Source organism: Glycomyces arizonensis DSM 44726 (assembly GCF_000482705.1).
GTDB classification, from domain to species: Bacteria; Actinomycetota; Actinomycetes; order Mycobacteriales; family Micromonosporaceae; genus Glycomyces; species Glycomyces arizonensis.
Window position 1 is genome coordinate 139423 of the sequence record NZ_KI519474.1, and the last position, 22698, is coordinate 162120.

Annotated in this window: 24 protein-coding genes, 1 tRNA gene and 1 pseudogene; 19 read left to right on the forward strand and 7 right to left on the reverse strand. The window is 70.5% G+C overall.

Annotated elements, in window-relative coordinates; all coding sequences use genetic code 11:
- Positions 1–148: 148 nt before the first annotated feature.
- Together H613_RS0121290 and H613_RS28195 are read right to left on the reverse strand one after the other, a co-directional pair.
- Positions 149–1327 carry a DUF5667 domain-containing protein gene (locus tag H613_RS0121290; RefSeq protein WP_026925368.1) on the reverse strand — a complete coding sequence of 393 codons (1179 nt, stop codon included), beginning with the start codon at positions 1325–1327 and terminating at the stop codon, positions 149–151.
- A 326-nt stretch (positions 1328–1653) separates the two neighbouring features.
- Complete coding sequence (locus tag H613_RS28195; protein ID WP_084546832.1) at positions 1654–2451, reverse strand: ECF subfamily RNA polymerase sigma factor, BldN family; 798 nt, start codon at positions 2449–2451, stop codon at positions 1654–1656.
- Between the two features lie 354 nt (positions 2452–2805).
- Here H613_RS28195 and H613_RS0121300 point away from each other — a divergent pair, with 354 nt between their 5' ends.
- The 6 genes from H613_RS0121300 (at position 2806) to hemB (ending at position 9153) form a co-directional block, all read left to right on the forward strand.
- A complete protein-coding gene (locus H613_RS0121300; protein ID WP_439330254.1) occupies positions 2806–3075 on the forward strand; it encodes a glutaredoxin family protein in 270 nt (89 codons plus the stop codon).
- A gap of 578 nt (positions 3076–3653) precedes the next feature.
- Positions 3654–4274, forward strand: a complete 621-nt coding sequence (locus H613_RS28200) for a redox-sensing transcriptional repressor Rex (RefSeq protein WP_439330255.1) — start codon at positions 3654–3656, stop codon at positions 4272–4274.
- Positions 4271–5599 carry a glutamyl-tRNA reductase gene (locus H613_RS0121310; protein WP_026925370.1) on the forward strand — a complete coding sequence of 443 codons (1329 nt, stop codon included), beginning with the start codon at positions 4271–4273 and terminating at the stop codon, positions 5597–5599. The genes H613_RS28200 and H613_RS0121310 overlap by 4 nt, the downstream gene beginning before the upstream one ends.
- A complete protein-coding gene (gene hemC, locus H613_RS0121315) occupies positions 5596–6537 on the forward strand; it encodes a hydroxymethylbilane synthase (RefSeq protein WP_026925371.1) in 942 nt (313 codons plus the stop codon). Before H613_RS0121310 ends, hemC begins: the two co-directional genes overlap by 4 nt.
- A gap of 26 nt (positions 6538–6563) precedes the next feature.
- Entirely contained in the window at positions 6564–8144 is a 1581-nt protein-coding gene (locus tag H613_RS0121320) for a bifunctional uroporphyrinogen-III C-methyltransferase/uroporphyrinogen-III synthase (protein ID WP_026925372.1), read from the forward strand.
- A gap of 19 nt (positions 8145–8163) precedes the next feature.
- Positions 8164–9153, forward strand: coding sequence for a porphobilinogen synthase (gene hemB, locus H613_RS0121325; RefSeq protein WP_245598628.1), 990 nt, complete (start codon positions 8164–8166; stop codon positions 9151–9153).
- An 81-nt stretch (positions 9154–9234) separates the two neighbouring features.
- Here the strand turns inward: hemB and H613_RS32265 are convergent.
- Both H613_RS32265 and H613_RS0121335 read right to left on the reverse strand, forming a co-directional pair.
- Positions 9235–9576: pseudogene (locus H613_RS32265) on the reverse strand (PIN domain-containing protein); the annotation flags it as partial.
- Complete coding sequence (locus tag H613_RS0121335; protein ID WP_026925375.1) at positions 9576–9785, reverse strand: type II toxin-antitoxin system VapB family antitoxin; 210 nt, start codon at positions 9783–9785, stop codon at positions 9576–9578. The pseudogene H613_RS32265 and the gene H613_RS0121335, both read right to left, overlap by 1 nt.
- A 667-nt stretch (positions 9786–10452) precedes the next feature.
- On the opposite strand from H613_RS0121335, the gene H613_RS0121345 reads away from it, so the two are divergent.
- From H613_RS0121345 to H613_RS0121380, 8 genes are all read left to right on the forward strand, one after another.
- Positions 10453–11025, forward strand: coding sequence for an Rv0361 family membrane protein (locus H613_RS0121345; protein ID WP_156926182.1), 573 nt, complete (start codon positions 10453–10455; stop codon positions 11023–11025).
- Positions 11026–11329: 304 nt separating this feature from the next.
- Positions 11330–12955: a glucuronoarabinoxylan endo-1,4-beta-xylanase XynC gene (xynC, locus tag H613_RS28205; RefSeq protein WP_084546836.1), complete on the forward strand. Its 1626-nt coding sequence runs from the start codon at positions 11330–11332 to the stop codon at positions 12953–12955.
- Between the two features lie 208 nt (positions 12956–13163).
- Positions 13164–13565 (forward strand): YbaB/EbfC family nucleoid-associated protein, encoded by a 402-nt coding sequence (locus H613_RS0121355; protein WP_156926183.1) that lies wholly within the window; start codon positions 13164–13166, stop codon positions 13563–13565.
- Positions 13566–13567: 2 nt separating this feature from the next.
- Positions 13568–13903 carry a WXG100 family type VII secretion target gene (locus tag H613_RS0121360; RefSeq protein WP_035738883.1) on the forward strand — a complete coding sequence of 112 codons (336 nt, stop codon included), beginning with the start codon at positions 13568–13570 and terminating at the stop codon, positions 13901–13903.
- 24 nt (positions 13904–13927) lie between these two features.
- On the forward strand, positions 13928–14416 hold the full coding sequence (locus H613_RS0121365; RefSeq protein WP_211234918.1) for a WXG100 family type VII secretion target: 489 nt from the start codon (positions 13928–13930) through the stop codon (positions 14414–14416).
- A complete protein-coding gene (locus H613_RS30430) occupies positions 14409–14909 on the forward strand; it encodes a GH-E family nuclease (protein WP_084546837.1) in 501 nt (166 codons plus the stop codon). Before H613_RS0121365 ends, H613_RS30430 begins: the two co-directional genes overlap by 8 nt.
- A 51-nt stretch (positions 14910–14960) precedes the next feature.
- Positions 14961–15536 carry a suppressor of fused domain protein gene (locus H613_RS29570; RefSeq protein ID WP_051393655.1) on the forward strand — a complete coding sequence of 192 codons (576 nt, stop codon included), beginning with the start codon at positions 14961–14963 and terminating at the stop codon, positions 15534–15536.
- A gap of 56 nt (positions 15537–15592) precedes the next feature.
- Positions 15593–15991: a hypothetical protein gene (locus tag H613_RS0121380; RefSeq protein WP_026925380.1), complete on the forward strand. Its 399-nt coding sequence runs from the start codon at positions 15593–15595 to the stop codon at positions 15989–15991.
- A gap of 53 nt (positions 15992–16044) precedes the next feature.
- Here the strand turns inward: H613_RS0121380 and H613_RS0121385 are convergent.
- The 3 genes from H613_RS0121385 to H613_RS0121395 form a co-directional block, all read right to left on the reverse strand.
- A tRNA-Arg gene (locus H613_RS0121385) sits at positions 16045–16117 on the reverse strand.
- Between the two features lie 40 nt (positions 16118–16157).
- On the reverse strand, positions 16158–17354 hold the full coding sequence (locus tag H613_RS0121390; RefSeq protein WP_051393656.1) for a sulfotransferase family protein: 1197 nt from the start codon (positions 17352–17354) through the stop codon (positions 16158–16160).
- An 83-nt stretch (positions 17355–17437) separates the two neighbouring features.
- The gene (locus tag H613_RS0121395) at positions 17438–19186 is read right to left on the reverse strand and encodes a glycerol-3-phosphate dehydrogenase/oxidase (protein WP_026925382.1); all 1749 of its coding nucleotides are present in this window, start codon (positions 19184–19186) and stop codon (positions 17438–17440) included.
- A gap of 71 nt (positions 19187–19257) precedes the next feature.
- Here H613_RS0121395 and H613_RS28220 point away from each other — a divergent pair, with 71 nt between their 5' ends.
- The 5 genes from H613_RS28220 (at position 19258) to H613_RS0121420 (ending at position 22698) form a co-directional block, all read left to right on the forward strand.
- Complete coding sequence (locus tag H613_RS28220) at positions 19258–19896, forward strand: hypothetical protein (RefSeq protein ID WP_156926184.1); 639 nt, start codon at positions 19258–19260, stop codon at positions 19894–19896.
- Between the two features lie 15 nt (positions 19897–19911).
- On the forward strand, positions 19912–20280 hold the full coding sequence (folB, locus tag H613_RS0121405; protein ID WP_026925383.1) for a dihydroneopterin aldolase: 369 nt from the start codon (positions 19912–19914) through the stop codon (positions 20278–20280).
- Complete coding sequence (gene folK / locus H613_RS0121410; RefSeq protein ID WP_026925384.1) at positions 20277–20801, forward strand: 2-amino-4-hydroxy-6-hydroxymethyldihydropteridine diphosphokinase; 525 nt, start codon at positions 20277–20279, stop codon at positions 20799–20801. The genes folB and folK overlap by 4 nt, the downstream gene beginning before the upstream one ends.
- Positions 20794–21351, forward strand: a complete 558-nt coding sequence (locus H613_RS0121415) for a DUF3180 domain-containing protein (RefSeq protein ID WP_026925385.1) — start codon at positions 20794–20796, stop codon at positions 21349–21351. Before folK ends, H613_RS0121415 begins: the two co-directional genes overlap by 8 nt.
- A gap of 66 nt (positions 21352–21417) precedes the next feature.
- On the forward strand, positions 21418–22698 hold the full coding sequence (locus tag H613_RS0121420) for a hypothetical protein (RefSeq protein WP_026925386.1): 1281 nt from the start codon (positions 21418–21420) through the stop codon (positions 22696–22698).

Here is a 22698-nt window from a genome sequence, read left to right on the forward strand (position 1 = left end):
CTGACGGAAGCCTCGGTTTCAGACACCCTAAAAGCCTACCGGTCGGAAACAGACGCCCTGTAACGCCAGGACGCGCGCTCGATGAATTTCCAGTGTGGGCCCAGTTACGCGCCTTGCGCGGCGTTTGTCCCGGGCCCACCTTCGCGGATCAGCCGAACAGGTCCTCGACGATGCCGGACAGCTCGTCGAGGACCTCGCCGGATTCCTCGTCGTCGTCCGCATCGCCGGTGACCGCGTCGGTCACGGGCTCGCTCACGGCGTCGGTGAGCGTCTCGGTCGCCTCGCCGGCGGCGTCGTCGTCGGCCGAGGGAGCCTCGTCCGACGGTTCGTTGCCCGGCTCCGGCGTCGAGTCGTCGCCTTCGCTCTCGGACCCGTCGACGGCGGTGTCGGTGGGGCCCTGGCTCGACGCGTCGGTGTCCTCGGTGTCGCGGCGGTCGTCGGCGCATCCGCCGGGGATCGGCCCGAGCTCGTCGGACGGTCCGCCGGGCTCGGTGCACTCGAGCGCCTCGCGCAGCTCCACCGACCGCACCGCGGCGTCCTCGACCAGGGCGATCAGGTCGTCGCCGGCCGCTCCGGCCTCGTCGTCCAGGCCCGCGGCGAGCGCTTCGAGCGTCCAGCGGTGCTCGTTGGTGAACAGGTCGATGTAGTCCAGCGGCCCGGCGTCGCCGTGCTCGACGGCCAGCTCGCCCAGCAGCGCCGCACCCGAGCGCAGCTCGTCGGCGGCCTCGCGGAGCGCGTTCGCGGCCGCGTCCTCGTCGCTCAGCGCCCCGGCCTCCTCGATGCGGGTGCTCGCGAACTCGAGGTGCAGCTGCGCCCGACCGAGATCGGTCCCGGCGAGCGCGAGCTGCGCCCGCTCGGTGGAGCGCTTGACGTTGTACAGCGTCTCGCCCGGCAGCGCGTCGCCCGAGGCGGCGGAGACACCGGAGACGGCGACGGTGCCGGTGAGCAGCGCGGCGACGATGGCGATGCGCCTGCCGCCGCGCGGACGGCGCGGAAACAGCTCGTCGTGGACCGGCTCTTTCACCGGTTCGGGGACGGCCGCGCTGGCGCGGTGGCGCGCGGTGGCGCCGATGCCCTCGTCGGCGGCGACGGCCATGAGTCGGCGCCGCGTGGCGTCCTGCCACTCCGTCGAAGGCCGGGTGACGGCGGACATCTGGCCGCCGAGCTCGTGCAGGCGCTCGGTGACGCCGACGAGTTCGGCGAGCGTTTCCGTCGCCGCACCCGATGCGCGAGCGGCATCGCTCGCATGAGGGAGGGCGGGATCGTCGAAGTCAAGCTGTTGCGCGAATTCCTCCGCGCGCCGACGCTCCAATGGGTTGTAGATCATCGGGCACACCCCCTCTCATTGCGTGGATCCTGGTCCTGTACTTAGAACAACGCACGAATAGCCCCTGAGGTTACGGCCGCCGCGGCGGCACCTGCGAGCCGCGATGCGGCCCGGTCCCGGCGGTGTCGACGGGCGCGGTGCCCGGCTTCGGTCCTGGCGGTGTCCGCCGGTCACGGCGGGGTGCCGATCGTGACGGGGCATGCGGGCCGCGGGCCGTTGCCGGACGGCGGAGGTGCCGCGCGGCCGCGGCCGCATGCCTTCTTGGCGGACGAGTGGTGTCGGGTTTCCGACAGTCGAGGTGTCGTCGGTCGGGGTCGGGGGACGGCTCAGCCGCGGAAGCCCTCCGGCAGCAGCCGCGCGAGGGTGCGCACGGCCCGGTACTGGAGCGCCTTGACCGCGCCTTCGTTCTTGCCCATGGTGCGGGCGGTCTCGGCGACGGTGAAGCCCTGGAGGAACCGCAGGACGATGCACTCCTGCTGGTCGGGGTTGAGCTTCTTGACCGCCGTGAGGAGCGTGGCGTTGGTGAGCTTCTCCAGCGCCGCGGTCTCCGGCGAGGTGGACGGGTCGGTTTCGGGGGAGTCGGCGCCGAGCACGTCGGGCTTGGCGATCTCCAGGCGGTAGCGACCCGACTTGAAGTGGTCGACCACCAGGTTCCGCGCGATCGTCACGAGCCAGGCCCCGAAGGCCCGGCCCTGCCAGCTGAAGCTGGAGATCCGCCGCAGCGCGCGCAGGAACGTCTCGGAGGCGAGGTCCTCGGCGAGCTGGGCGTTGTTGACGCGGAAGTAGATGTATCGGTAGACGGTCTCGTTGTAGCGGTCGTAGATCTCGCCGAACGCCGACGAGTCGCCCGCCTGGGCTCTGGCGACCAGCGCGGCCACCTCCTCGCCGTCGGCGTGTTCCTCCGGTTCGCGGCGCTGCCCGCCGTCGTGCAGGCGCGTCGCCGAGGCGGCCTCCGGCGCGGTCGGTTCGACGCGCACGGATTGCTGCTCGGCGGTGCCGGTGTCCAGGCTCAGGACCGCCCAGAGGGCCTGCCTGAGCCGCTCCAGCGCCGGTGCCGCGGTGAGCGGCAGGGCGCCGGAGATCGAGTCGCCGTGAAGGAAGGGGACGGTGTCTGCTGTGAGCATTGCGAATCGACGGCTCGTGAGCGCCGCCATGGCTGCTGCAATACCGGGCACTATTGGCCTCCTCGTGTGAGGGGTCGGGCCGAGTCATGCGATCGGGTCCCGCAGGGACTGACCCGCCTGAGTCTAGGAATCGCAATGACGCTCCAGCGGGATTTGGAGTCGGCGTGTCGCAATGAGTGACGGCCGGACGCACGCCGATGTCGATGCTCGAAGCCGCAAGCGGCGTACCCTTCCTTGCGGGGGCGGAATCCCACCATTACCTCCCCAGATGTTCAGCGGTCCGGTGTCCCGGGCCTGTTCTGACCCAATAGTGATGGAGAAATGACAGAGGGTGTCGCACAAGTTGTGCGATCTCTGCATCGGCTCGCGGACGACGGAGGGAGCAGGGTGAACAGGTTGACCCTTTTGACCACAAAGGAGTGTCATCTGTGCGGTCGGGCGAGGGCCGACCTCGACGCGGTGGCGCGCGCGACCGGCGAGGCGTGGAGCGAGGTCGACGTGGCCGACGACGCCGAGCTGGCCCGCGAGTATGGCGACCGGCTGCCGGTCGTGCTGCTCGACGGCAAGGAGCACGGCTACTGGGACGTCGACGTCGAGCGGCTCAAGCGCGACCTCGGGGCCTGACGCACCGCCGGGCGCGACGCGCCGAAGAACATCGGTTAGCGGGCATCCGTCCTGTTTCGGGGCAAAATGGTACCGACGGCTACTCGCCGGGCGACACCGACGATTCGGTACAGCTGAGCGATGCTCAGTGTTACGGGGGTGTACCGGAGCGGGCGCCCGGCGGTAGCCTCAATCGCGCCGCCAGGCCGGGAAGACCCGGCCTGGGCCGCTCCACCCGACGCCGCCCGCGCGAACGCCCGCCGCTCCGGGAGCGGCCCGTCGCGCAATGTGAGCGCTATCCTGTTTCCGCGCGGCCCTGTGATCAGCGCAGTCGGTGAGGACTGCCTATGCGAACGCCCTCCCGGTCGAGGTCCTAAGCTGAGTAACTCACAAGTGCCGTGCGCCGCACCGGCGAAGAGAGATCGGCCACAGCCAGGGCGACGGCGAGGGCCACACCACACGGCGGCGAGGACAACGGCACAGGCGGCGAGAGACCTGGAGTTTCATTGACGACCACCGGCGAAGGCACCGACCGGCAAGCCCCGGCGCACCCCCACCCCACCACGGCCGCCGACCTCCCGGCCGCCACCGTCAGACGCCTGCCCGAGTACCTCCGCGCCCTCACCGCCCTCACCGACGCCGGCGTCGAGACCGTCTCCTCCGAGACCCTCGCCTCCGCCACCGGCGTCAACTCCGCCATGCTCCGCAAGGACCTCTCCCAGCTCGGCGCGAGCGGCATGCGCGGCGTCGGCTACAACACCGCCGCGCTCGCCTCCTACATCGCCGCCGTGCTCGGACTCACGAAGGACTCCCGCGTCGCCATCATCGGCCTCGGCCACCTGGGGCAGGCCCTCGCCCGCTACCCCGGCTTCTCCGAACGCGGTTTCGACATCGTCGGCCTCTTCGACGCCGACCCGGGCATCATAGGAAAGGACCTCGACGGCCTGACCGTGCGCGACGTCGCCCGCCTGGCCGGCGCGATCCGTGACGAAGGCATCAACATAGGGGTGATCGCCACACCGGAAACGGCCGCGCAACATGTGGCCGATCTCCTCGTACATGCTGGAGTCACCAGCATTCTCAACTTCGCGCCATGCGTGCTCGCCGTGCCCGAGGGTGTGGCGGTCCGCAAAGTCGACCTGGCCGTCGAGTTGCAGATCCTGTCATTCCACGAACACCACAAGACACTCCGGCGTCAACAGACGGGAACGGTGAAGTGAACCTCCTGGTAGTCGGCATCTCGCATCGCAGTGCCGCAGTCGAGACCCTCGAACGGCTCGCGGTGGACGACGAGGCGGGCACGCGAATGGCGCAGCGGCTCCTGCGCGGCGGCGAGGTCCGCGAGGCCGTGGTCCTCTCCACCTGCAACCGCGTCGAGGTCTACGCCGCCGCCGCCAGCTTCCACGGCGCACTGTCCGCCATCGTCGACGAACTCCACGACCTCTGGGGCTACGCCGAGTCCGAAGCCGCCCTCGACTTCGCCTCCTGCGGCTACGTCCGCCACGGCACCGACGCCGTCGCCCACGTCTTCCGCGTCGCCGCGGGCCTGGACTCCATGGTGGCCGGCGAGCCCCAGATCCTCGGGCAGCTGCGCGACGCCTACGAGGCCGCCCGCGAGGCCGACCTCGTCGGCCGCCACCTGCACGAGCTGTTCCAGCAGGCCCTGCGGGTCGGCAAGCGCGTCCACGCCGAGACCGAGGTCGACGCCGCCGCCCCGTCGGTCGTCACCGCCGCGCTCGAACTCGCCGAGGCCGCGCTCGGCAAGCCCATGAGCGAGGCCGACGCCGCCGTCGTCGGCGCCGGGGCCATGGGCGGCCTCGCCACCGCCACGCTCGCGCGCGCGGGCACCGCGACGCTCGCCGTCGCCAACCGCGACCGGGGCAAGGCCCGCCGCCTCGCCGCCGAGCACGGCGCCGCCGTCGCCGACTACCACGACCTCGCCTCCCTCGCCTCCGGCGTCGACCTCCTCGTGTGCGCCACCGCCTCGCCCGAGCCCGTGGTCGCCGCCGCCACGCTCGAAGGCCGCCGCTCGCGGCTGGTGGTCTGCGACCTCGCGCTGCCCCGCGACGTCGCCGAGGACGTCGCCGAACTCGACGGCGTCACCGTCGTCGGCATCGCCGAGATCCAGCGCGCCGACGCCGCCGTGGCCGGGAGTGCGGCCATCGCCGACGTCGAGCGGCTCATCGCCGAGGAGATCGAGGCCTACAACGAGGGCCTGCGCGCCGACGCCGTCACCCCCACCGTCGCGGCCCTGCGCGCCGCCGCCGCCGACATCGTCGACGCCGAGCTCGCCCGCGTCGCCCGCCGCGGCGACTTCACCGACGACCAGCGCGCCGAGGTGGCCCGCACCGTCCACCGCGTCGTGCAGCGGCTGCTGCACGAGCCGACCGTGCGCGTCCGCGAACTCGCCGGGCAGCCCGGCGCCCCCGACTACGCCAAGGCGCTGCGCGACCTGTTCGCGCTCACGCCGACCACGCTCGCCGAACCCCGCGACACCGCCCTCGCCGAAGCGCTGAAAGTCAAGCCGGAAGGTAGTGCCAAGTGATCCGTGTCGGTACCAGGGCGTCGAAGCTGGCGCTCGCCCAGACGAAGATGGTCGCCGACGAGCTCGCCCGCGTCTCGGGCGAGGACGTCGAGCTCGTGGAGATCAAGACCACAGGCGACGGCACGACGGTGCCGGTCGCCCAGCTCGGCGTCGGCGTCTTCGTCAACCAGCTGCGCGAGGCGCTGGAGCGCGAGGAGATCGACGTCGCCGTCCACTCCTACAAGGACCTGCCCACCGCCCAGCCCGAGCACCTCGTCATCAGCGTGCCGCCGCGCGCCGACGCGCGCGACGTCCTCATCGCCTCGGGCGGCCGCACCCTCGCCGACCTGGGGCCCGGCAGCCGCATCGGCACCGGCTCGCCCCGGCGCATCAGCCAGCTGATGGCCCTGGACCGCGGCTTCGAGTGCGTCCCGATCCGCGGCAACATCGACACGCGCATGGGCCGCGTCGGCGACGACCTCGACGCGGTCGTCCTCGCCGCCGCCGGGCTCGCCCGGGTAGGCCGTGCGGGTGAAGTGAGCGAATACCTCGATCCGCTCGTGATGCTTCCCGCACCGGCACAAGGGGCATTGGCGGTCGAATGCCGCAAAGCGGACAAGACATCTGCGCGTATTTCGAGTATGCTCAACGACCGGTACTCACAAGCCGCGGTCGCCGCCGAGCGCGGCCTCCTGGAACGCCTCGAAGCCGGATGCAGCGCACCCGTCGCCGCACTCGCCGAAGTCGCAGAAGGCAGCTCGCCCGGCAAGCTCGACTTGTACCTGCGGGGGGCCGTCGGCGCCGTCGACGGCAGCGTGGTCGAGCGACTGTCGACCACCGCGACGCTCGCCGACGCGACAGGGGACGAGTTGACGGCCGAGGCCGCCGCGGTGGGGAAGGCGCTCGCCGAAGACTTGCTGACCAGTGGTGCCGAGCGACTATTGAAGTCAGACCTGTAGCTCAGACGATTGTTGATGGAGAGAACATGACCAGTGCCCGTAAGCTGGTGGGCCGCGTGCGATTCGTCGGGACCGGCCCAGGCGATCCGGGACTGCTGACCAAGCGCGCCCTCGACGCCATCGCCGAAGCCGACCGCGTCTACTACGACCGCTCTCTGCCGCAGTCGCTGATCGAGGCCGCCAAGGAGATCGCGGGCGACGACGGCAAGATCAAGCTGATCGAGAACGCCCCGAGCGACCAGGGCAAGCTCATGGCCGCCGCCGCGCGCGAAGGCGAGAACATCGCCCGCCTCGTCGTCGGCGACGCCTACCCGAACCGCCTCGCCAAGGCCGAGATCAAGGCCGCCTCCGCCGAGCAGGCCCGCTTCGAGGTCATCCCCGGCATGAGCCACGCCCAGGCCGTCGCCGTCTACGCCGGGATGCCCCCCGGACCGGTCCGCACCGTCATCGACATCGACGACATCGCCTCCCTGGAGCCCCAGGCCCTCGCCGACGCCGCCGGGCGCGGCAGCCTGACCGTCACCGCCGACGTCTCCGACCTCTCGTCCTTGCGCGACATCCTGCTCGCGGGCGGGGTCTCCGGCGAGACCGCCGTAGCCGTCACCGGCGACGCCACCGGCGAGACCGAGTACACCACCACGTCCTCTGTGGACACCTTCGTGGAGGCCGCCCTCGGCTACGCCGGGCAGGTCGTCCTCACCATCGGCCCCGGCGTCGAGGACCGGCACGAGCTCGCCTGGTGGGAGTCGCGCCCGCTGTACGGCTGGAAGGTCCTCATCCCGCGCACCAAGGAGCAGGCCGGGATCATGTCCGAGCGCCTGCGCTCCTACGGCGCCATCCCGTGCGAGGTGCCGACCATCGCCGTCGAGCCGCCGCGCACCCCCGCCCAGATGGAACGCTCCATCAAGGGCCTGGTCGACGGCCGGTACGCGTGGATCGTGTTCACCTCCCAGAACTCCGTCAAGGCGATCTGGGAGAAGTTCAAGGAGCACGGCCTCGACGCGCGCGCCTTCGGCGGCATCAAGATCGCCTGCATCGGCGAGGCCACCGCCGACAAGGTCCGCGAGTTCGGCATCGAGCCCGAGCTGCTCCCCGGCGGCCAGCAGACCTCCGAAGGACTCCTCGAAGTCTTCCCGCCGCACGACCCGGTCCTGGACATGGTCGGCCGCGTTCTCTTGCCGCGCGCCGACATCGCCACCGAGACGCTCGTGTCCGGGCTGAGCGAGCGCGGCTGGGAGGTCGACGACGTCACCGCCTACCGGACGGTGCGCGCCTCGCCGCCCGCCGCCGAGATCCGCGACGCGATCAAGTCCGGTGGCTTCGACGCCGTCCTGTTCACCTCGTCCTCGACGGTGCGGAACCTCGTGGGCATCGCCGGGAAGCCGCACCAGCGGACCGTCGTGGCCTGCATCGGGCCGCACACCGCCGACACCGCGATCGAGTTCGGGCTGCGCGTCGACGCCAAGCCCGAGAACGCCTCGGTCCCCGATCTCATCGAATCACTCGCCGAATACGCCGTGGAGCTGCGCAAGCGCCTCGCCGAAGGTCCGATCAAGACCCGGCGCGGCCAGAAGGTGCAGGGGCCCACGGCGCTGAGGTTCCGCTAGCCGTAAGGAGATGGCCGCAGTGCCGCGCAACGAATCCGCCTTTCCGACGATCCGTCCCCGGCGGCTGCGCCGCACTGCGGCCATTCGCCGTCTGGTGGCCGAGACGAGGGTGCATCCCGCCGACCTGGTGCTGCCGTTCTTCGTCAAGGAGGGCCTGAGCGAGCCGAGGCCGATCGCCTCGATGCCGGGGGTGTGGCAGCACACGGTGGCGTCCGCGCGCAAGCTCGCCGTCGAGGCCCACCGGGCCGGCATCGGCGGGCTCATGCCGTTCGGCGTCCCCGAGACGCGGGACGCGACCGGCTCGGGCGCGACCGACCCGGACGGGATCCTCAACGTGGTGACGAGGGCGATCCGTGAGGAGATCGGCGACGACCTGGTGCTCATCCCGGACCTGTGCCTGGACGAGTTCACCGACCACGGGCACTGCGGCGTCCTCAACGATGACGGCACGGTCGACAACGACGCGACGCTGGAGCGCTACGCCGAGATGGGCGAGCGCCTGGCCGAAGCCGGAGCGGACCTGCTGGGCGCCTCGGGGATGATGGACGGCCAGATCGGTTACGTGCGCAGTGCGCTCGACCAGAGCGGCCACACTGAGACGGGACTGCTGGCTTACGCGGCGAAGTACGCGAGCGCGTTCTACGGCCCGTTCCGCGAGGCGGTCGAATCGCAGCTGAAGGGCGACCGGCGGACCTACCAGCAGGACGCGCCGAACGCGACCGAGGCATTGCGGGAGATCGAGCTCGATGTGGCCGAGGGGGCGGACATCGTGATGGTGAAGCCCGCGTTGCCGTACCTGGACATCGTGCGGGCGGCGGCGGACTACTCGCCGGTCCCCGTTGCGGCGTACCACATCTCAGGCGAGTACGCGCAGCTCGTGGCGGCGGCCGAACGAGGCTGGATCGACAAGGACGCGGCGGTCTTGGAGAGCCTGACGAGCATCAAGCGGGCCGGTGCCGGAATCATCGCCACCTACGCGGCGATCGACGCTGCAAGACTCCTGGCCTAACCAGTCCTCATTCTCGGATGGCAGCGGCTCGGTGATGCGGTGCTGGAGCAACTGCGGAAAGACACCCGACGCTGCGACGAAGTCCTTGTCGTTGTGCAGCACTGTCAACTTGTAGTGGATGGCGACAGCGGCGACGAGGTAGTCGGCGACGCTGAACATGTTGTGCATCGATCGCTCAGCGAGATCGTCGCCCATGGCGCGAACGAGGTCCCAGGCCGGTTTAGGCACCGGTACCCATTCGTACGCGTCGAGCAGCTGCGTCTGGAGCCGCTTGTACGCCTGTTTGTCGGCGACCTTCATGACTTCGCGGAGGACCGGTTCGCAGATGGCGACCTGCTCGTCGGCGATCAGTTCTTCGACCCAGGGGTCGGCCTGCTCTCGGATGACGCGGATGACGGTGCTGCTGTCGGCCAGGTACCTCACTAGTCGTCTTTCTCCGATTCCGAGAAGTCGAGCAGGCCGTCACGAGCCATCTGCTGCATCGCCCGGATCGCGCGAATGCGCTTTTCGCGATCGCCTTCGACCGCCAACGCCAAGGCCTTGTTCACGGCTTCTTTCTTGGTGGTCGAGTGTGTTGCCGACATGGCCCTGTCCAGCAGGTTGTCGTCTATGTCGATCAAGGTCTTGCCCATGATGCCCCCTTGGATATACGGCTAATCTCAGTATATCCGAAGGGGCGGTTCGACGGAGGTGCGAGCGCTCAGCGCGTCGCGGGGTCGTCGATCGTTGTTTCGTGTCGGCGGCGAGGAAGCCGCGCCCGGGACGCCCTGAGCCGTGTCGAGGATTCGGGGGGCCGATCGATCATGGTGGGGATCGACCGGCCCCTTTGCCTCCCGTGTGGGGCACCCTTGCCGCCGTCGACTGCCGGCGAGGCGGATGACCACGGCGTCGTCGGTCAGCCTGGCATCTGCACCGAGCGGACGCCGGTCATGGGTTCGGGAGGCGCGGGGGTGGCCACCAAGTCGGCCGTGGGGAGACCCACGGGCATGGCGTATGCGACAAGGCGGGACATACGGGTGCGTCTCGAACGCGTCATGCGCCGAGGGTAAGGAGCGGATGCCGGGACCGGTCCCGCTCAAGGGCGGTATCGACGGGAGGGCGGCGGTCGTCGACGCCCCTTCGCGTTGGCAGCCCGGTGTTAGGCTGGCGCAATACATGACACCCCTGGATGCATGAGGAAGCGCTATGGCTTACCCTCCCCAGCAGCCAAGCTCCGACCCCGATCGGCAACCCCCGCCCGATCTTCCGCCAGGCCCTCCACAGGGGCCGCCCTATCAGCCGGGCGGCTACCCTCCGCAGGTGCCTTACGGGCAGCAGCCCGGATACGGCGGCTATCCTCTCCCGCCGCGGCGAAAGCCCAAGGCCGGCATGGTCTTCGGCATCCTGATCGGCTCCATGGTGCTGATCGTCGTCGTCGGGCTGCTGATCGGGCAGGCCGACGACGGGCCGTCGGCCTCGGACTCGCCCGAGGAAGTGGTCGGGCAGTACTTCGACGCCGTCGCCGACGTCTTGAACTCCGGTGACCGCACCGATCCCCAGGCGACCGCCGAAAGGCTCGCCCCGTACCTCTGCGCCGATCTCCGAGAGGACATGAGCGAGGCGATCGAGGAGATGGGCGATCCGGACGAGATGACCGCGATGTACTCCGATGAAGAGCTGGAAGTCATGGAAGGCATGCAGTTCGAGCTGGAGTACGTGATCACCGATTCGGCCGTGTTCGGCGACACCGCCATTGTCGACGTCGACTTCACCACCGTGGTGACCACGGAGGAGTACGGCACGCAGTCGGAGGACTCGTCCGACAGCGTCGACCTGGTCCGCGAGTCCGGCACGTGGAAGATCTGCGACGACACCTCCGGCGAATTCCTCTGACATCCTGCTTCCCGGCTCGGGCGCCGTCGGTACGGCACTGCTCGGACGGGTCCCTGTTTCAGCGGGGCGTGCCGGGCTTACCGGCGCTCGGCATGCGGAGACCTCGTCCGCCGCACCGATGTCGGCCCGTGCCCCGGCCATCCGCTGGTTCGCCGCTGAGGGCGTGAACCGTTTGCCGGATGCCTTGACCAGGTATCGATGTTTGTCTATGCTCAAGGCTGAATTAGTTTCGGAGGGTCATCCGAAATTATCGATGATCCCGGTTGGTGACCGATAACATCTTTCGCGACCGTAAGGAAAGAGCATGACGCCACGTCGAAACGAATCCCAAGGCACCCGGAGGAAGGCACTCAGCCGCAGGTCCTTCCTCGCGATGAGCGCACTCCCGGCACTCGCGGTGGCGACGCCCGCCTCCGCGCAGTCTGCGGTCGTCGTCGATCCCTCCGCGGTGCGCCAGCAGATCCAGGGCTTCGGCGGCATGAACCACACCGTCTGGATCAACGACCTCACCGCCGCCCAGCGGGACACCGCGTTCGGCAACGGTCAGGGCCAGCTCGGCTTCTCGGTGCTGCGCATCCCCGTCCACGAGAACCAGGGCGACTGGAGCGGCGAGGTGGCCACCGCCCAGCGCGCGAGCGAGCTGGGCGCGAAGGTCATCGCCTCGCCGTGGAACCCCCCGGCCTCGATGACCGAATCCTTCTCCGGTGGCAAGCGCCTCCGGTACGACATGTACGACGACTACGCCCGGCACCTCAACGACTTCACCGACTACATGAGCGCCAACGGCGTCAACCTCTACGGCATCTCGGTCCAGAACGAGCCCGACTACGCCCACGACTGGACGGCGTGGACCGCCTCCGAGATCGTCCGGTTCCTACGCGAGAACGCCGGGTCGATCAACACCCGCGTCATCGCGCCGGAGTCCTTCCAGTACCGCAAGAACATGTCGGACCCGATCCTGAACGACTCCCAGGCGCTGGCCAATCTGGACATCCTCGGCGCCCACCTCTACGGCACGCAGCTCTCCGACTTCGACTATCCGCTCTTCGAGCAGAACGGCTCGGGCAAGGAGCTGTGGATGACCGAGGTCTACTACCCCAACTCGAGCGACTCGGCCGACCTGTGGCCCCAGGCGCTCGACGTCGGCGAGCACCTGCACCACGCGATGGTGGACGCCCAGTTCCAGGCCTACGTCTGGTGGTACATCCGCCGCTCCTACGGCCCCATGCGCGAGGACGGGCAGATCAGCAAGCGCGGCGCGAACATGGCGCACTTCGCGAAGTTCGTCCGCCCCGGCTACGTGCGCATCGACGCCACCGCGAACCCGCGGTCGAACCTCTACACCTCCGCCTACAAGGGCGACTCCAAGGTCGTCATCGTCGCGGTCAACAAGGGCTCGTCGGTGAGCCAGCCGTTCACGATGCTCGACACCACCGCCACCGAGGTGTCGTCCTGGGTGACCGACGCGAGCGGGAACCTCCGGCCGCAGGACCCGATCGCCGTGTCGAACGGCTCGTTCACCGCCACACTGCCCGCCCAGAGCATCACGACCTTCGTCACCGGCGCGGGCAGCGACGGCGGCGGTGACGACGACGGTGGCGGCGATGACGGTGGCGGCGACGATGACGGCGACGACGGCACCGGCGCCTGCCAGGGCCGCGTCGAGGTCGTCAACGACTGGGGCTCGGGCTGGCAGGGCAACGTCACGCTCACCGCCGGCAGCACGGCCGTCGACGGCTGGAACGTGAGCTGGAACTGGCCCGGCGGCCAGCAGATCAGCAGCTCCTGGAACGCGGACCTGTCGCAGTCCGGCTCCACGGTCACCGCCTCGGACACGGGCTGGAACGCCCGCATCGAGGCCGGCCAGAGCCGCCAGGTCTTCGGCTTCATCGCCTCGGGGCCTGCGGTCGACGTCGACTTCAGCTGCTAGAACGGAAGCGGCCCGGACCCGCGCGGGTCCGGGCCGCGAAACCGTCGCCTTCACTCGACCGGTTCGCGATCGGCGGCGGACACCCTCTATACAGGACCGGAGGGGACTGCCGCCGTTGCGGTGAACCGCGTCTCGCCGTCGAGCCCCACGGGTGGATACGAGATACTATGAGGCTGTTTCTTACCTTCAACCGGCGACGGGAGCCTCGATGCCCGGACAGAGCGGGATCGAACAAGAACTGGCGGACGCACGGGCGGCCTTGGCGCGCACCACTGCCGCGCCCGAGGCCGATCAGGTCCAGCCGGTCACCGCGGCCTCGGCCGAGGGCCTCATCAGCGTGACCCTCGGGACCGACGGCCGAGTCGAGCGGATCACGGTGGAGCCCAAGGCGTTCAAGGAGGGCTCCGACTTCATCGCCGAGCACGTGCGGCTCGCGGCCAACGCCGCGCTCGACCAGCGGGCCACTGTGGTCGGCACCGACGAGCCCGTCCCCGACCTGGACGCGATCGACAAGTCCATGGCCGAGATCCAGGAGGGCTCACTGGCCCGGCTCCAGGCCATGAGCGCCTCGATCACCCAGGTGATGTCGAAGCTCAACGGGGCGGGGTGACCATGGCCGACCTCGATCTCGACCTCGAGACGATGCGCAGCGCGGCCGATGAGATCGACGCCGCCAAGGACGAGGTCCAGGCCCTGCTCGACCAGTTCACCGGAGCGCTCGCGCAGTACGCGGACGCCTTCGGCGGCGACACGATCGGCAGCCTGGTGGGCTCGGCCCACCAGATGGTCGCGGACGCGCTCACCGAGTGCCTCACGACGAACATCGAGGAGATCGCCGAGTACGCCCAGGCGGTGCGCGAGATGGCGGACGACCACCAGGGCGCCGACGACGAGACCGCCCAGACCTTCGAGGCGCTCCTCGGGGCGCTCGGCGAAACCCCAGGCTAGAGAGGGCGGCGACATCCCATGGGCATGCAGATACCGTCGGAGCTGGCCGGTCTGCTGAGCGTGCTCGGCTACGAATGGCCCGAATCGGACGAGGAGTCCATCTTCAACCTGGCCGGCGAGTGGACCGGCATGGCCGAGCAGATCTCCGGCAAGGTCGAGTCGCTCAACGCGGCGGCGAAGACGCTGCTGGACAACAACGTCGGCAAGGACGTCGACGCGTTCGGCGAATCGTGGACGGAAGCCGAGTCGGCCGTGAACAACATCGCCGACGCCGCCGACCCCTCGACCTTCGTCAACATCGGCCTGACGATCTCCGCCGGGATCGTCCTCGCACTGAAGATCCAGGTGATCGTGCAGCTGGCGATCCTGGCGTTCCAGATCGCGCAGGCGATCGCCACCGCCGCGGTGACGTTCGGCGCCTCCCTGCTCCAGATCCCGATCTTCAAGACCATCACCGGAGTCATCATCGACCAGCTGATGAACATGGCGATCGAGTCGGTGCTCAATGGGTAGGGGAAAATCCAAGGGCATCACCTTCCCCGGCAGCACGGCGAAGGTCATCACCGGACCGGTCAACGGGAAGCTCCGCACCGCACCGGGCGGTGTGCAGAAGAAGAAGCGCAAGAACAAGCGGAAGCCCACCGTCGCCCAGGATCCCTATGTGCGCCCCGGGTTCAACAAGTCGACCAGGGAGAAGATCTGGCAGAACGCGGTCAACGCCAGCCCCGACGGCAAGGTGCGCGACCCGCTCACCGGCAAGGTCATGAACAAGAACGAGCCTTGGGAGGCCGGTCACCTGCCCGACTGGGAGTTCCGCAAGCACAAGGCCGCGGCCGAGCAGTACGGGACCGCCATCTACCCCCGCAGCCAATTCGTCAAGGACTACAACAACGCCGACCACGCCCAGCCGGAACTGAAGTCCTCGAACGCGAGCCACCAGGGCGAGGGCAAGGGCGACGAATGGGCGGACTTCCTGAAGAAACGGTACGGCCCTCCACCGCCGTAGCCCCCGGCCCTGAAGGTACTGTTCGACCGGGACCCGATTTGAGGATGTGACATGCCGCTTTCCGAGACCGACAAGCGCGTGGGAATGAAGGTGGCCGACGCCTTCAGTCCCGGCGAATTCGCGAGGATCTTCGAGATCTCCGACGACCGGTCCGTGGTCGATGTCGCCGAGTACCCCGGTTCGCCGGGGCCGGGCATCGTCTCGTACTCGACGCTCGGCCTCTCGGCCTCCCCGCTCATGGACGGCGCCACCGAGATGCCGTTCCGGCTGGAGATCTGCGGGGCGGCCGACAGCGGCTACGACCGCTTTCCGCACGTCCTGGCGACGGCGGCGTTCGAGGTCCTCGGCGGCGGATTCGTCTACCCGGACCGCATCCTCGGCGGCGCCGTGGCGGCGCACTACCCGGACCTGGAGATGAAGCACCTGCTGTTCATGACCCCGTTCCTGTGGGGCGAGGGGCTGCGGACGTTCGACGCGGGCGGACGGCAGGTCGCCTGGTTGCAGGCCGTGCCGATCTCGGACGGGGAGCTGGACCTCGCCCTGCGCACCAGCGTCGACCGGATGACCGACCTCCTCCAGGAGCGCGGCGCCGAGCCGACCGACCTGGGCCGCCCCTCCGTGGCCTGACCCCGCCCGAGCCATCGGCGGTTTCCCTTGCACACCTTGCTCAGGCAGGAGTCCGAATGTTCGGAGAAGACCAGATCGCGGAGCAGCTCGCCGCCACCCGGGAGGTCCTGGCGCGGGCGCCCGCTTCGGCCCGCGCCCAGACGGAGCCGATCGCGACCGAGGCGGCCGACGGCCGCATCAAGATCACGCTCGGCACCGACGGCCGGTTCGAGCGGATCAAGATGAGCCTGAGCGCCCTCAAGGACGGCCCCGAGGCCCTCGTCGAACAGCTCAAGCTGGGCCTGAACGACGCGCTCGACCAGCGGGCCGCGATGACCGACACCGGCGAGCCGGTCCCCGACATGGAGGCCGTGAACGAGAAGCTGGCCGACCTGCAGGACGCGTCGCTGCGGCAGTTCCAGGACATGCGCTCCTCGATCAGCGGACTCATGCGCGGGCTCAACGGAAGTCGGTGACCGCACCGGGCCGGATCGGGGACGCCGTCGAAACCGCGCGCAGGTCCGCGCGGTGCCCCAGGCAGGATTCGAACCTGCGACGCACGGTTTAGGAAACCGACGCTCTATCCCCTGAGCTACTGGGGCGGCAGTGCACGAGTCTAACCCATGGGGCCGCGGCGTCCGCTCAGCGGTTGAGGGACGTCACGAACTGGGCGTAGTCGCCGAAGGCGTCCTCCACCTGATCGGGGGCCAGGCCGTACCGCGACAGGAAGTACTCGTGCCTGCGGTCGCGGATCGGGCGCTCCATGATCTTGTCCAGCTTCGCCGTGTCCTGCGCGGTCCAGGTCGCGCCCAGCTTCTCGTACAGCTTCGGCACGTCCTCCCACGGGTTCGAGGCGACCGACGCGTAGTGCACGTCGATCAGCGAGCCCGGCGGCAGGTGCGGACGGGCCGCGCGGCCCTGCTCGATCGCCGAGGTCATCAGGTCGAGCCACAGCTCGCCGATCAGCTTCAGGTCCGCCTTCCTGACGTAGAGGAGGTTCGTGGTCTCGATCAGCGAGCACAGCGAGCCCATCACCGTCACCGGGTCGCGGTGCGTCCAGACCACCTTCGCGTCGGGGAACACCTTCATCAGCAGGTCGAGGTGGAACAGGTGCTCCGGCGTCTTCAGCACCCAGCGCTTGCGCTCCCTCCCGTGCTGGAGCACCTGGAGCGCCTGCTTGAGGTAGCGGTAGTCCTCCGTGAAGTCGTGCTCGTCGAGGTAGGCGCGGTAGCGCGGCATGGTGCCCAGCGCGAGCTGGTGTATGCCGTGGGGGAGGAGGTACACGCACTCCTCGGGCTTCTCGGCGCGCACCGGGTGTATCAGGTCGTACATCGGCGAGAGCTTCACCAGCGAGTTCATCTGCTTCGTCTCGACCTTGATCCGCTTCGCGCGGGTCGCCGCGTCCACTTCGAGGTCCGTCCAGTGCAGCTCCCACAGCAGCGGACCGCGGTGTCCCTCGGAGCGGGCGATGATGTGGTGCGTCAACGTCGTGGCCGTGCGCGGCAGGCCCGTCACGAAGATCGGCGCCTCGATCGGCTCGTCGGCGATCTCGGGATGCTCGGCGATGAGCTTCTGGACGCGGAACCGGTTCGCCATCCGGCCGCGTGTCTCGGCGAGCACGCCCTGCCAGCCCAGCGGCGTCAGTTTCAGCTCGTTGAAGCACTCGAACAGGAAGTGCAGGCCCTCGACGAACGACTCGCTGCCCGCGGCCGTGCCGCCGGAGCTCGCCTCGGCCTGCGCCACGTTCTTCCGCCAGGCCGCTTCGGGGCGCCTGCGTCCGCCCGAGAGGGGAGCGAGCAGCGCGTTCAGGACATGGGCGGTGTTGGATATGCGTTTCACGAGGGGGCGTCCTCATTCCCTGGGGGAGGGGCGGTGATGTGCCCACCACCCTACTCACGGACCGGCACTGAGGCGAGGCGCCCTCATGTGGACTGTCCGAGGGAGGCCACCCGACGGATCTCCGTGGCCGCCAGGCGCGCCGCCTCCGCCGCGTCGTCGTCGGGCTGGCGCTGCGAGCGCCGCTCGGCCTCCACCCGCCGCAGGTACGCCTCCACTTCGCGGGCCCTGTGCTCCTCGCTCCAGCCCAGCACCTCGCCCGCCAGCGCGGCCGCGTCCATCGCCGCCCGCGTCCCCCGGTCGGCCGTCTCGATCGACAGCCGCAGCCGCCTTGCCAGCACGTCGTCCAGGTGCAGCGCGCCCTCGGTGCGGGCGGCGAACACCACCTCGGCGCGCAGGTACTCCTCGGTGTCGGGCAGCGGTCTGGCCAGCTGCGGCTGCTCCGCGGCCAGGCGCAGCACCTGCGGCGCCAGGTTCCCGTAGCGGCGCAGCAGGTGCTCCACCACGGCGATCGGCGCCTTGTACCGGCGCGCCAGCGCCTCCCGGCGCTCCCAATAGGCGGCGAAGCCGTCCGCGCCCAGCAGCGGCAGCAGGTGCGTCCCGCTCTCGGGCACGTCCGGGCCGAGCCGCCGCGCCGCCCGGTCGACCGCGTCCTTGGCCATCACCCGGTACGTCGTCAGCTTGCCGCCCGCCACGAAGCACAGCCCCGGCTCGGGCTCGACGACCGCGTGCGTGCGGCTCAGCTTCGAGGTCTCCTCGGTCTCCCCGCGCAGCAGCGGCCGCAGCCCCGCGTAGACGCCCTCCACCATGCCCACGTCCAGGCGGGTGCGGAGGATGTCGCTCGCCTGCTGCAGCAGGTACGCCACGTCCGCGGCCGAGGCCGCCGGGTGCGCCAGGTCGAGGTCCCAGTCGGTGTCGGTGGTGCCGATGATCCAGTGCCGGTTCCACGGGATGACGAACAGGACGCTCCACTTCGTCCTCGTGATGATCCCGGCGTCCCCGTCGATCGCCGAGCGCGGCAGCACCAGGTGCACGCCCTTGGACGCCTGCACCGCCATCCCGGTGCGCTCGGGCAGCATCCGCGCCAGCTCGTCGCTCCACACCCCCGCCGCGCTGATCACCGTCGAGGCCCTGACGCGGTGCCGCTCACCGCTCTCCACGTCCATGACCTCGACGCCGGTCAGGCGCCCGCCGTCCCTGAGGAAGCCGACCGCCTCGGCCGAAGGGACCACCGCCGCGCCCAGCGACGCCGCCGTCCGCGCCAGCGTCACCACCAGCCGCGCGTCGTCGACCTGCCCGTCGTAGTAGCGGATCGCGCCGCGCACGTCCTCGGCCAGGTCCGGGAACGCCCGGCGCGCCGCCGCCCGGCCCAGGTGCCGGTGCCACGGCATGTTCCGTTCGGAGCCGAGCGCCGTCGCCAGCACGTCGTAGGCCGCCACGCCCGCCCCGTAGTACAGCCGCTCCCACACGTCCTTCAGCGGCAGCAGGAACGGCACCGGGCGCACCAGGTGCGGCGCCAGGCGCCCGGCCAGGAGCCCGCGCTCGGTCAGCGCCTCGTGCACCAGCGGCAGCTCCAGCTGCTCCAGATACCGCAGGCCGCCGTGCACCAGCTTGCTCGACCGCGACGACGTCCCCGAGGCCAGGTCCCGCGCCTCCACCAGCGCCGTCCGCAGCCCGCGGGAGGCCGCGTCCACCGCCGCTCCCGCGCCCGTCGCCCCGCCGCCGATCACGAGCACGTCGAACGGCTCGGTGCGCAGCCGCTCCAGATCGGAGCGCCGCCGCTCCGGCGAGAGCCTGCCGCGCCGCGAACGGGGCCAGGCGGTGAGCGTACGCATACGGCAACGATACGCAGAACGGTGCTCCCAGGGGATGCGTCACGCCGAGGCACTTCGGTAACTTAGAGGGCGTGCCACTCTCCCCCCTGCGGCATCTGCGACGAGTCACCGTGCTGGCCAAGCGCATCGAAGGACGGCTCACCCTCCCCGTGGTGATCGCCGTCTGCGCCTCCGTGCCCGCGGTGTTCCTCACCATCTGGTCCGAGGGCGAGCTCGTCCTCACCGGGCAGATCGTCGGCTGGGCCGCCGGGGCCGTCCTGTGGGCCGAGGCGGTCATCCTGCTGCTCGCCTCCGAGCACAAGCTCCGGTGGCTGTGGCACCACAAGTGGCTGCTGCTGGTCTGCGCCCTCACCCTCGTCAGCCTCGTCCTCGCCACCGGCGGCGCTCAGATCCTGCGCCTCGCCTACGTCGTCGGCTCCATCCGCGTCCTGCGCGCCAAGCGCATCATCACCGCCGCGCAGGTCCTGGCCCGCCGGTTCGCCCTCGGCGTGTGGTGGCGCTCGGCGCTGTTCACCGTCGCCGGGATCATCGCCGCGCTCTTCGTGGCCGTCGTCCTGGCCGACCCCACCGCCGAGTACGTCAAGCTCATCTCCTGGTTCGACCACAACCTCCGCATCATCCCGATCCTCCTGGCCGGCGCCATCCTCGGCGTCGCGACGTGGCTGGCGGCGCGCGGACGCGCCGAAGCGAAAGAGGAAGAAGGCGATTGACGTAGGGTCGGGTGTGTGAGTACCGACGTCATCACCTTGTCCGGCCTGCGGGTGCACGGCCGCCACGGCGTGTTCGACCATGAGCGGGAGGCGGGGCAGGACTTCATCGTCGACGTCGCGCTGGCCACCTCGACCGCGAAGGCCGCCGCCACCGACGACCTGCAGCACACCGTCGACTACGGCACGCTCGCGGACACGCTCGCCGACATCGTCTCCGGCGAGCCGTGCAACCTCATCGAGACCCTCGCCGAGCGCCTCGCCGCCGCCTGCCTCGAAGACGGGCGGGTCGAGCGCGCCCGCGTCACCGTCCACAAGCCGCAGGCGCCCATCGCGCAGCGCTTCACCGACGTCTCGGTGACGATCGAGCGGAGCCGCGAACGATGAGCCGCGTCGTACTCAGCCTCGGCTCCAACCTCGGCGACCGCGAGGCCAACCTCGCCGCGGCCGTCGCCGCGATCCGGCCCGAGGCGGTCTCCGAGGTCTACGAGACCCCGCCGTGGGGCGGCGACGACGACCAGCCCGCCTACTACAACGTCACGGCCGTCGCCGACGACCCCGAGCGGGACGCCGACGAGTGGCTCGCCTTCGCCGGGGACCTGGAGATCGAGGCCGGGCGCGTCCGCGACCCCGAGCGGCCCTACGGCCCGCGCACCCTCGACGTCGACCTCATCGCCGTCTGGGACGCGGAGGGCCGCCCCGTCCACCGCGCCGAGCCCCTGCTGGAGCTGCCCCATCCGCGGGCCCACCTGCGGGCCTTCGTCCTCGTGCCGTGGCTGGCGATCGACCGCGACGCCGAGCTGCCGGGCAGGGGCCGCGTGCGCGAGCTGCTGCGCGACGAGACCCTGGCCGCGGACGCGCGCGCACTGCGCCGGTTGCACCCGATATGGTCAGAGCATCATGAGTGACGACAAGCACGGTCCTCAGCCGAGCCTGCGGCCGACGGCACCGTCGACGATCGCCGTGTGCGCGCTCGCCGCCGGCGCGCTGACGATGCTCCTCGTCGCCCGCTACTACCAGCAAGTACCCGACCTCACCTGGTACAACTCCGCCGTCATTTTCGCGCTCGCCGCGCTGCTGGCCTGGCTGGCGTGGACCACGGGGAGGACGCTGCATCCGAGCGCGCGGTCCCTGCGCGCGCAGTCCGCGGGCCGGGCCGAGGACCGCCCGCGGGCCGGGACCGTCCGCGGCCCCGAACACGCACTCCAGATCGCCAGGTTCGCCGTCCTCGCGAAGGCCGCCGCGATCGGCGGCGCCATCTTCTTCGGCGCCTACCTGGGGTTCACCATCTGGCTCGCCGTGCAGAGCGACCGCCTCCAAGCCGCCACCGACGACCTGCCGGGGGCCATCCTCGGTGCCGTCTCGTGCGCGGCGCTGACCGCCGCGGCGCTCTGGCTCGAGCACTCCTGCAGGATTCCCCCCTCGCAGGAGGAGGACGAGGACCGCTCGCCCGGATAGCCGAACCCCGAGGTTCCCTCCCATCCGGAACTTTCCATACACATTGCGCGTTATGAGGTGCGCCACATGAAGTTTGACACCCCGAGTCGAAGCGACGACCGCGATGCGACCGCATCGGCGGACGTCCACTCCGAACCGTCGAACGACCGCATGGCCGTCCACGTGGTCTGGGAGATCGGCCTGCTGCTCCTGGGCGGCGGCGTCCTGTTCGCGCTCACCCGGGCCTCGGGCGGGCCGTTCGCCGACGGGTCCTGGAGCGGCTTCGCGGCCGCCCTCGCCCCGCTCGTGCTGGCCGCCACCGCCGCCGCCGTCTCGCTGCGCGTCGGCGCCATCAACCTCGCCGTCGGACCCATAGCGCTCCTCGCGGCGTGGATGTTCATGGACGCCTCCGGCTCCGGCACCCTCGTCGCCCTCGGCATGGGCCTGGGCGCGGCCGTCTTCGCCGGGATCGTCCTCGCGACGCTGTGCACCTGGCTGCGCGTGCCCGGCTGGGCCGCCGGCGGCGCCGTCGGCGGCGCGATCGGCCTCTGGGCGGGCACCGCGGGCGACCCCGCGGCGTTCATGCTCGCCGAGCTGCCGACCACCGGCGTCATCGCGGCCGTGGCCGCCGCGGCGGGACTGTCGATATTCCTCGGCCTGGTCGGCTCCTTCACCGGCGTGCGCGAGCGGCTCTCGCCGATCCGCGCCACTCCGGTGGGGGAGCGGCACGGGCGCGGCGGCCTGGTCTTCTTCGGCACGCTGCTGTCCGCGTCGCTCGCCGGAGCGGCGGGCGTCCTCGCCGCCTGGGTCGGGGCGCCCGAGCAGGGCGCGGCCGCGCTGCCCGACCCGATCCTCCTGTCCGTCCTGGCCGTCGGCACCGCCCTCCTCGGCGGCACCAGCCTGCTGGGCAGGCGCGGCGGCGTCTGCGGCACCGCGTTCGCCTCGACGCTCCTGCTCGCGTTCATCTGGCTGGCCGAGTCGCGCGGCTGGAGCTTCGACACCGGCTGGGTCGCGCTCGGCGCGATCGTCGCCGGGTTCCTCGTCACCCGCCTCGTCGAGGCGATGAACACGCCCGACGAGGACGACCTCGCCTCCACCAGTCGTGCCGGAGACGTCACCGACCTGCGCGACGACGACCCGGTGGTGCCGCCGGAGCGCGAGGAGGCCTACGAGGAGTACGACGAGGACCTCGCCGCCGTCGGCAGCGGCGGCGACCCCTGGGCGACGACCGGGAGCATGCCGCGCGTCGGCGCCGACCCGTTCGGCGCCTCCGGGGCCTTCGACGACCTGCGCGAATCCCGCGGCGACGGCTACGACGCGCCCGGCGGCGCTCGCTACGATGACGCCGACCGCCGTTACCTCCGCTGA

What these genes read in the sequence shown, in the direction of transcription:
- H613_RS0121290 (WP_026925368.1), bottom strand. Translation starts at nt 1,327, where the DNA reads ATGATCTACAACCCATTGGAGCGTCGGCGCGCGGAGGAATTCGCGCAA.
- H613_RS28195 (WP_084546832.1), bottom strand. Translation starts at nt 2,451, where the DNA reads ATGCTCACAGCAGACACCGTCCCCTTCCTTCACGGCGACTCGATCTCC.
- H613_RS0121320 (WP_026925372.1), top strand. Translation starts at nt 6,564, where the DNA reads ATGACCAGTGCCCGTAAGCTGGTGGGCCGCGTGCGATTCGTCGGGACC.
- H613_RS0121335 (WP_026925375.1), bottom strand. Translation starts at nt 9,785, where the DNA reads ATGGGCAAGACCTTGATCGACATAGACGACAACCTGCTGGACAGGGCC.
- xynC (WP_084546836.1), top strand. Translation starts at nt 11,330, where the DNA reads ATGACGCCACGTCGAAACGAATCCCAAGGCACCCGGAGGAAGGCACTC.
- H613_RS0121355 (WP_156926183.1), top strand. Translation starts at nt 13,164, where the DNA reads ATGCCCGGACAGAGCGGGATCGAACAAGAACTGGCGGACGCACGGGCG.
- H613_RS0121360 (WP_035738883.1), top strand. Translation starts at nt 13,568, where the DNA reads ATGGCCGACCTCGATCTCGACCTCGAGACGATGCGCAGCGCGGCCGAT.
- H613_RS0121365 (WP_211234918.1), top strand. Translation starts at nt 13,928, where the DNA reads ATGCAGATACCGTCGGAGCTGGCCGGTCTGCTGAGCGTGCTCGGCTAC.
- H613_RS30430 (WP_084546837.1), top strand. Translation starts at nt 14,409, where the DNA reads ATGGGTAGGGGAAAATCCAAGGGCATCACCTTCCCCGGCAGCACGGCG.
- H613_RS29570 (WP_051393655.1), top strand. Translation starts at nt 14,961, where the DNA reads ATGCCGCTTTCCGAGACCGACAAGCGCGTGGGAATGAAGGTGGCCGAC.
- H613_RS0121380 (WP_026925380.1), top strand. Translation starts at nt 15,593, where the DNA reads ATGTTCGGAGAAGACCAGATCGCGGAGCAGCTCGCCGCCACCCGGGAG.
- H613_RS0121395 (WP_026925382.1), bottom strand. Translation starts at nt 19,186, where the DNA reads ATGCGTACGCTCACCGCCTGGCCCCGTTCGCGGCGCGGCAGGCTCTCG.
- folK (WP_026925384.1), top strand. Translation starts at nt 20,277, where the DNA reads ATGAGCCGCGTCGTACTCAGCCTCGGCTCCAACCTCGGCGACCGCGAG.
- H613_RS0121415 (WP_026925385.1), top strand. Translation starts at nt 20,794, where the DNA reads ATGAGTGACGACAAGCACGGTCCTCAGCCGAGCCTGCGGCCGACGGCA.
- H613_RS0121420 (WP_026925386.1), top strand. Translation starts at nt 21,418, where the DNA reads ATGAAGTTTGACACCCCGAGTCGAAGCGACGACCGCGATGCGACCGCA.